Raw genomic sequence first — 8,995 nt, 5'->3', positions numbered from 1 at the left:
GGCGTAGAGTTCACCATTAATGTGTCTTCTTGACGCTTAGCTGTTTCAATTAGGTGGGCAATGGCTTTACCGCCACCGCCACCAGAAAGGTTCTGGAATGATACGTTTTCAACAATGTCAGATTTCACTAGAACATCACCCGTACCACGAGCCGTCATATCCCAACCACCGCCGGCACCGCCAGGAATGATGAAGTGGATTTTCTCCATATCGGCAGCGAAAGCACCGAATGAAAATGATGCTGCAATGACAGATGCGGCGAGTGTTGGTTTTAATACCTTAAACATGTTTCACGTTCCTTATGGTAGGTGCACGAATCAATATAGATGCGTGCTTATCGTTATGTTCTTCTGCATAGCGAGTAGGGAATCACTATGTAGATGCGATTAAGGTTACGTGTATGTTAATTTTTTGTCTTTAATGTGTGGATAAAAAGAATATTGGTCATTTCGATGGTTTTGTTCATAAAGTTCACTGGACTTTTGGATGTCATGAGAAACGCCTAGAAGCGTATCGAGATTAGTCGATCCAAAGATTGACGAGAGAGCCGTTGTGACAAAGAGCATGAGCGGAGGTAGGAAAAGTTGTGAAGTGCTGAGAAAAAGTGCCAACGCTGAATCGATGGTTTAAAGGTATGAGCTTAGAAGCATGGGGTTAGAGGTATTAGCTAAGAGGTACGGTCTTAAAACCCTTGTTCTAGAAGTATTTGATAGCGACTAGGTAGCAACAGAGAAGACTGAGCAGATGGTTTGAGCAGCGAAGATAATGTCGCCGCCACTGAGAGCCAATCTGTTTTAGGCGTCACATACTTTGGGTTGTGTGGCTTGGTTTTTGGAGTGAAGCCAGGGCTATTAAAATGAAAGGGTAGTGAGTCTAATTGTGCGCCTACAGGGGCGATAGAAGAAAAATCGATGAGTTGAATGTTGGAATATTGATCAATCAGTATGTTGTCTGGCTTTATATCGCCATGAACATAACCACACCGATGTAGCTCGTTTATCGCTGATTCTAATGGATTTAGCCAAAAAGTTGTGAGGCAATCCATAACATACTCTGGTTTATCAGCGCTTTCACAGGCATCTGACTCACTGGCATAGAGTGAAGAGAGAGATAGTGAAGAGAGAGTTTGACCGTCGAAGTAAGGTGTAATTAGCCAATCGATTTGTCGAGCAGAACCGTAATCGATGACAACTGGCCAATACGCCGATTGATGTAGGTGTAAAAACTCAGCGCTTTGTTTCAATCCATAACGCCCAGGCAGACTGGATGCGAACTTGATGATGACTTGACCGTGTGTTGGATGAGAGGCCTTGTAAACATGCGGCCTCAGCGTTTGGTGAAATAGATAACCTGATTCAACTAACCAAGTAGTGGCTTTAGCGTATTTTTCGTGGACGGTGCAGCTTTCGTCTGATGAAGCAATAGAACAACCAAGCATGTTCACTGTCCATTTCTTTATTCGTTAAATGCCACTTGGCAGATTAAAACCAGCAAAAAAGCCTGGTACGAATGGGTTAATCTGTCCTTGAGTACGAATGGCTATGGTGACTTTACTGTCTCCGTAATCAAACTGAACCTGAGTCTTTTGCGCGGTAGCTGATTTTACTCTAGGTTCAATCAACCTAAACCAATTCCAATTGCCTGAAAACGCTTCCTGTGCAACGGATTGATTCTGAGCATTCAATGCTACGTCAATTTTGTCTTCAAGTTGTTCCTCTCCAGCCCAAGTCAATTGGCTCCAGAATGTCGGTCCATGACGATATGTGAACAGATTTTTTTGATTGGTGATCGAAAACTCTGTCAGATCCGGCGTCATCTCTACGGCTTTCATTTGAAATTGGACTGATACTCGAGTGGGATCAGACAAGAATAACGCTTGCTGTATATCTTTCGCTTTGCTGATCATTTGCCACAGATCTGGGTCGAGAGCGAGGCCTGAATTTGGCAGTAACCCAGGTAGAAAGGGGCTTGAATCCTCTGAAATGGTGAACATTTTCAGCTTAGTATCGTAGAACGTATCGAAGATCCCTTTACTAGAGAAAAATGCGAATACATCCGCAACGCTGGCATCATTGCTCGACTTCAAACTGAATGGATAAAAACTTGCCAAGGTTTGTTGGTAAGGTTGATAGACCTCACTTGTCCAAGTGTTATTGAGGTGATCGTGAGTAAGGGACAGCAGCATTTCATTGCTTTGCGTACTGATGTTTTCAAGAATGCCTTTCAGTAAGCTAGGTTGGTTAGCGGCGACATTAGCTAAAGCGGTTATTGGGTTATCAGCTTTTAACGTTGCTGATAATGTTTTGAACGCCAGACTCTGTGGCTCAGTACTTTGATAAAATTGGTCGAGCCAATTTTGAGCAGCGGCAAGATTGACAAGAATTGAGTCAATTGGCTTGGTGTCGGTTTTGTCTGGTGTAATTAACGTTCTTACGGTAGAGAAGCTTAGAGAGATCTGACGCGCCATTTCTACTTTATCTGAGTCTTGTTCTGGGATAACCGCATCTTTGTCTTCTTCTTTTGCGGGTTCTACGCTCATTTCGACCGAGGTGTATTTAGACAGCGTGGAATAGAGCAAAGAAAGTGGATTTTGAGCAGGTTCCGAGAGTATCGCGATGGTACGGTGAAGTTCACTAGGGTCTGTAATGGTCTGTGCTTCAATATTTTGAATCACAGAACGCCAGTAGTTGATGTAGTCTTGCTGGTACATCTGTCGTAAGTCGCGGCTGATGCGGTACATTTCTAATGCACTAGGAGCCGTTCCTGCTATCCCTTGATAGGCGTCAATCGCCTCTTTTACTAATGGTGAATCGACGGAAAGATCGATTTCATTGAACCCAGCAGGCGTGTAGAGGTAAGGGACTAAATAGCCAACAAACTGAGGGGAGAATCGAAATACTTGATCAAAGTTTTTGCCAAGCTCACTAGTAATATCGATGCGCTTAGAATATCGCTCTGACTGAACGATGTGTTCATAGAGCAGCATTTCCACACCGGTTTGGTTGATGACTTTTTTGGCCAGCGATTCTAGGTCGACATTTGCTTTTACTGGGATGAGGTTTTGTTCGAATACATCGGACAGTAACTGTGACAGTTGCGCGGTGTTTATGCTATCCGCAGCGCCTTGTTCTTGAAGCGTATGAACAAAATACTGTTTCAGTTCGTTGACGTTGGTTTTATCTGCATTGAACAGAAGCCGATAGTTATTCAACAATGTCAGTGTTTTTGCTTGGTCTTCAAGATTCACATAGACAAAGAGATCTTTTTCGAGAGTGCTCTCCATAGAAGGAATGAGTACCTGTTTAAGCTCATTAAAATAAGCCTGTCTAACTTGTGTCTCAATCGTTGGATTGGGTAAAAAGGGCAGGCTATACCAGGGCTTCGGCTCCAAATATAAAGCGTGAATGCGATAAAGCGAATACAGGTTAGGAATATTGTCCGCCATATTTTCTATGTCGTAAGGCGCGGCGGATATCGCCTCTTTATAGCGCTCTAGTTGTCTGTCTGCTCTCAACTCTTTTTGGCTTTGGTCATCAAAATTTAGCTTAATAAGGATGAGAGTAGCGGCAAGCAATACTGCACCGAACAAACTGTAAAGCGTTTGAGCAAAGAACATGGTGTTTTCTTTGCGCTTGTTTACCCCAACGATCTCTTGTTCATTAAGAACAACGTGAGTCATTAAACTTTGTGCAAACAATGTTTGGTTTACAGGTATTTGAGGCCTGTGCAAATAATTTTCGTTACCGAGTGAATGGTTAACGACACTCGCTAGCAGATCGGTTTGTTTGTTTTCAGCGCCGCTGTGCGTAAAATAAAGCCCTCTAAATTGAAGACCATCACTGAGTTGTTCTCCACGATACAGGCGCTGTAAAAATGCCTGTAGCTGTTGTTTGATCAAACCAAACTGAAAGGGTGCTGAAACAATTGAGTTTCTAAAGTCTTGATTTAGCTGATTCCCGAGGGCGCCATTAACATTACTGATGAGCTGGCTCGTAAGATAATCAAACTCATCAGAGAACCAGTTGGCGTCTATGCCTCCTCGCTTCTCGTATGGGAACGTAGCACCTAGAACGTTGTTCCTCTTTGCTTCATCAAATGAAGAAAAGAACTGGCAGAAATCGCTGATACTGCCCATGTTAGTGATGACGTTGTAAATCGGTAGGTTAAGTCCAAAGGTTTGGTTAAATGTCTGTATGGTTGACTTTAACTCATCCGCTTTTTGGGTTATTTGCTCTTCATTAGTTTGAAGTGAGGCGATATCGGTTGTGAGTAACAAGCCATTGATGGCCTGGCGAGGGCGCCATTTGTTGAGGCATTTACACAGTGTTTTTATGTACTCTGGGTGTTGATCTTCCCCTAGACTGATAGACATCAGTATAGAGTGTTCGCTTTGCCAAAATAGAATAGGGAACTCGATATCATTACCGAAATCGTCGAGCTTATAGGCTTCGTAGCCCATTTGGCTAATAATACGGCGGTCTTCAGTAGGGGATTCGCTGAGCAGTAGATAGATAGGTAAATCATAACGGCTTAAACGCACCTTTTTTCTATTTTGCAGTTTCATCATTCGATAGAAATGCGTAACCAATAGCTTTTGGCGTTTTTTAAGTAATATCTTTTCCTGGTTATTACTTTTCGGTGATTTTTTGGTTCTTGTTAGAATCCAGAAACTCAATAGACCAAAGATTGTTGCGAGTAATAGGCTGACGGCAACGACCGCGACAATGTGTGAAAGCCAGTCTAACCCCCAAGCTGCGGTGATGGTCATTAATGCGACGAACAGCGATACGATGAGTGAACTGACCACTCGTTTAGTTTTGCTGAATTTAGGCGATGGTTTCGTATCAGGCATAATAGGGTCACTTTATCCTTAAGTTATTGGTCATTATTAACGATGATTGCGTTGATTGAATCGTTATCTTGATACCAACCTTTGATTGATTGTGCACTCTCTGATGAGGTGGTTCGTATTATGACCCTAAAGTAGCTTTTGTATTCATCCACGACTGGCGTGTAGCTTGATGGTGAGAGTTTTTGAATAAATCCTGTGGCGTTTTCTCTTGATGAAAACGTAGCCAGCTGCACTAACCAGGGGACTTCCTCGCTCACTTCTGATTGATTTGAACTTACTTCTTGTATCGTTTCGTTTGTATATTCTCGAATAGAGTTCTTTGATGGCATTGTTTTTAGGCTTATCGCTTGAATTGAATGCTCATTAGGGTTTTCGATATCAGTGTCGGTACTCACGTAGACAATATCGTTAGTTTGGCTAGAGAGAATGTAGCGCTGGCTGAAATCTTCCAAAAATGTAAAGTCACGAGATCGTTGTGGTAAAGTCTCGTCATACCAATATTGTGTGAGCCCCACGCTGGTCAGAATTATGGCCGTATAAAAGAGCGTTGAAATCAGGTATCGGCTTTTCCTTGCGGGTTTTCTAACCTTAGGTAGAGAGACTTTCGTATGGCAGTAAATCTGACTTGATTGCCGGTATTGGCTTATGATTTGTTCAAGCTGGTGGATGGATGCTTTTAGCTGATCGCTACCATGCTCTCGATATTGACCTTTAAAGCCAATGCTTAAAAATATGTAGATGATCTCCAACAAATCAATCATCTTGTGTGGTTGTCTGACGGCTTTATCCATGACGTTAAAAAACAGCTCTCCGCCATTTCTCATGCCAAACAGTTCACTTAACAAGGTCTTATTTTCCCAGCCCTTATTTTCGCCCCAATCTGTGTAAATGATGAATTCGTCAATCACGACGACATAAAGAAAACACAGCTTATCGATGACAGCGACAGGGTAGGTGAGGTTGCTCGCTTGCTCTTTAACGCTATTGATATTGTGTATTAGCTCTTCACGCAGTGAAGTTATATCAAATGGCTCGGGCATAGTTGATACTTTGAGAACGGTACCAAGCAGGGAGCTACTGATGTTGAGAAGCTGGTTTTCAGCTTTATCAAAGTGGTTCAAAAAAGCTGATTGCCGTGAATCTGAGTGGATAGGCACCTTCGAAATTGGCGTGTCGACGTCTTCAGGCTTAGTAAAGCTCTGATTTGATTTGTCCCATACGAGTGTATCTTCGTCCACAAAATCCATATTATTACCTTAATGCGTACAGAACGACGTCAAGTTCAGTGATTCGCGCATCAACGTGCATTGCTAGTGCGTCTCTATTATCGAGCATTTCTGTCCAAGTCTTATCGGTTGTATCTATTTCAAAATACGATACGCCCTGCATTGGCTTTAATTCACTTGGCGCTAAAGGAAGTGGAGACATCTCGATACCCGACATCGAATTTCGAACGATATCTACGATACGGCTGTTACTGCTTAGTTTTGCAGAGACAGGGAAGAGTTCGTTCAAATCAGAGCTATTAATGTTGGACTTAACGCTAAGCACTATGCGGCGGTTAGCGATAGCGGTGGGATCTTTGATGATGGTTCTTAGTAGTCTGCGCTTTTCAAATAGCGACATATCCCAATGGTACTCCAATACGGAATCCTGCTGCACTAAAGTAAGCATACTTCGAAGGTTAGAAAATAATGGGTTAAAACACTCATACAAATCGTGCTGGTTAAGCGGCTTACAAGTATCAGGAACAGCAGGCGTTAAGGCGAGAACTTGTGCCTCGAACTGCTTTAGTTTGCTATAAAGTTCATGAGTTTGAAGCTTTGGGTTAGCAATGGTGAGATCGAACCACGGTAGCCATGAATTGAGCACTTGTAGCCATAGGTAATCTTGCATCATAGACTGAGCGCTTTTTTGACCTTGGCCCGCTTGAATACGTTTTATGAGATTGCTAGCTCTGTTGCTGGTAAGCGCATGTATCTCTTTGGTCCGTTCCTGAAGTACCTGAGAAGCACCGTAATGAAGACTAGCCGGAATGAACGATCGATCGAGAATGACGTCGCCAGATTCACCGCACTCGAGCACTTTGGCTACGGGGATTAATGTAAAGCCAGACAAATCATCATGACCAAACTTGAGGCTGATGTTTAGCGAAGCGACCTCTATTTCGACGTTCGCGTTCTCTGATGTCGAGGTGTCAAAAACATTAATGGGTTGCGTTAGGTATCGGCTTTGGTCACTGTTTTGTTGGCTATAATCGTTATTTCCTTGAAGAGAAATTGGCAAAGCTAAGAATATAACTTGTTCAATTGTTCCTTGCGGAATATCAATCACAATTTCATGTTGAAGATCGAAGTGCGTACCCTCAGGAAACAGTCCGCTACAGTGTGTTACAGACAGCTTACTGATTTTGAGCAAATCATGATTAATGCTTAAATCCGTCACACCATAGAATGGTGATATACCTGCTAGAGTTTCGACATTTTGGCGAATGTAATTTTGTACGTATCGATCCTGTTGTTGAAAATGCTGGGGAGCGATAAACATACCTTCTTGCCATACTACTTTTTTAAATGCGTCCACGATAATTCCTTATGTCGTTGAGACTAACAATTCGTTGTTGATTCAAACGAATCTACCACCAGCCTGTGTCTGGGGTAATGGTCTCAAATGCTGCTTTGTTTCCAATCAGGTTAAGTTGCAAGTATTGTTCGGCTTCTGTTGGTAACGCACTAATCACTTTTGGCTCGCTTTGTTGATAGTTAGCAAACTCTACAAACACGGCTAAAAACAGGGTGTCTTTATTTAGGTCAAACTCAACGGTTGTGTTACTCGAAGGTATCACGATTGGGAGCACCTGCTTTGAAATGAGACTACTTGATAGTACTTGCTCATCTTGGTTAAAAAGATCGATGAACGGCGCCTGCAAGAAAACCTGCTTTGCAGTTAACTGATACAGTCTCACGACGACTGGGTTGCCTTTACTCGTCGAAGAAGGGTTAATCGTTGCGTCAGCCTTAATACCGAAAGTTTGCGTTGTGTAAGTAGGCACAGGATCCGATGAGCAGCCAAACAGAAAAGCAGTGATGAACGCTAGCCAAATCCCTCTCAATTCTCTTCTCCCTGTTTTTGCATGTTTTCCATGAACAAGGCTTTAAATTGTCGTCTAAATTCGCCGTTATCTTTTCTATGTTCAAAATGCTTTGTGTAAATACGCCAGTATTTTTTTTCTCGGCTCGTGAAAAGGCCATTAGAAATGTAACTATTAAACTGGCTCTCAAGCTGTTGTGGGCAAAATTCGTTTAGGAATTGATCCACAGTTTTTTCCAGCGCTTCAAATAAAACGTCATGTTGAAGTGGCGGATTTCGTAGATACTGATGATTTTGCTCCGTCAAAGAAACCAGCTTGTTGAGTGTGTCTTCTAGTTGGGTTGAATGGCCTTCTGATATCGGTAGGTATTCAAGTCCCGAAGATGAATTTATGTCACCTTGGCTGACTTCCTGTATATCGACGTTAGGTTGCTGTTCCTGATGCGCGCTAATCTCTTCCTCAGAAAAGTCTTCAAATGGATCGCTAGTAAAAGGGTCATCACTCATTACATTTGTCTGTGAGAACTTAGGCTCTTTTCTCGTATCGGCTGGCTCACTGACTTGATCTAAAAAGTCGATATCATCATCTTTGAGGTTGAGGGCGAATGCTGGCTCTTCAGTTTCACTGCCGATCTTACTCTCGCTATTTTCTGTGTCACCAATGGCTAAAGTGCTTATCAGCATGGTGTATTGTTCAATATTTAGAATGTCACCATCATTTAGCGAATACTCTTTCCCCGAAATCAATGGTTTATCGTTCAATATGGATTGATTTTGTCCTAGATTGCTAACAACGTAGCCATTGTTTTTGAGTGATATGCGGCCATGAACTCGTGATATACGCTTGCTTTGGTCGGGCAAAGTAATATCGCAGGAAGGCGAACGACCGAATTCACCTCCACTTGCAGGCAAGTAGATAACTCGAGAGGAAACCACTTCCTCTTCGGGTATTGAAATCAAATGAACACTAATGGTCATCAGTTACTTTCTCTCATTCGTTAGAATTCTCTCTATTTTTAGCTTTTATCTTTGTCGCAGCGGAACTCAATCATT

The 8,995-nt window shown here is 42.5% G+C and carries 6 protein-coding genes and 1 pseudogene; all 7 read right to left on the bottom strand.

Annotation, left to right across the window (positions count from 1 at the left end):
- Nucleotides 1-287: pseudogene (locus BCU12_RS14450) on the bottom strand (tripartite tricarboxylate transporter substrate binding protein); the annotation flags it as partial.
- A 395-nt stretch (nt 288-682) separates the two neighbouring features.
- Nucleotides 683-1,438 carry a serine/threonine-protein kinase gene (locus BCU12_RS14445; RefSeq protein WP_102404960.1) on the bottom strand — a complete coding sequence of 252 codons (756 nt, stop codon included), beginning with the start codon at nt 1,436-1,438 and terminating at the stop codon, nt 683-685.
- Between the two features lie 24 nt (nt 1,439-1,462).
- Nucleotides 1,463-4,852, bottom strand: coding sequence for a type VI secretion system membrane subunit TssM (gene tssM / locus BCU12_RS14440; RefSeq protein ID WP_102404959.1), 3,390 nt, complete (start codon nt 4,850-4,852; stop codon nt 1,463-1,465).
- A 23-nt stretch (nt 4,853-4,875) separates the two neighbouring features.
- Entirely contained in the window at nt 4,876-6,099 is a 1,224-nt protein-coding gene (icmH, locus tag BCU12_RS14435; protein WP_102404958.1) for a type IVB secretion system protein IcmH/DotU, read from the bottom strand.
- Nucleotides 6,100-6,103: 4 nt separating this feature from the next.
- A complete protein-coding gene (gene tssK / locus BCU12_RS14430) occupies nt 6,104-7,435 on the bottom strand; it encodes a type VI secretion system baseplate subunit TssK (RefSeq protein WP_102404957.1) in 1,332 nt (443 codons plus the stop codon).
- A 52-nt stretch (nt 7,436-7,487) separates the two neighbouring features.
- Nucleotides 7,488-7,964, bottom strand: a complete 477-nt coding sequence (gene tssJ / locus BCU12_RS14425; RefSeq protein ID WP_102404956.1) for a type VI secretion system lipoprotein TssJ — start codon at nt 7,962-7,964, stop codon at nt 7,488-7,490.
- Entirely contained in the window at nt 7,961-8,920 is a 960-nt protein-coding gene (locus tag BCU12_RS14420; RefSeq protein ID WP_102404955.1) for an FHA domain-containing protein, read from the bottom strand. Before BCU12_RS14420 ends, tssJ begins: the two co-directional genes overlap by 4 nt.
- Nucleotides 8,921-8,995: the final 75 nt, after the last annotated feature.

The sequence above is a fragment of the Vibrio sp. 10N.261.55.A7 genome, from assembly GCF_002877365.1.
Lineage (GTDB): Bacteria > Pseudomonadota > Gammaproteobacteria > Enterobacterales > Vibrionaceae > Vibrio.
This window is presented reverse-complemented; position numbering and strand designations above follow the sequence as displayed.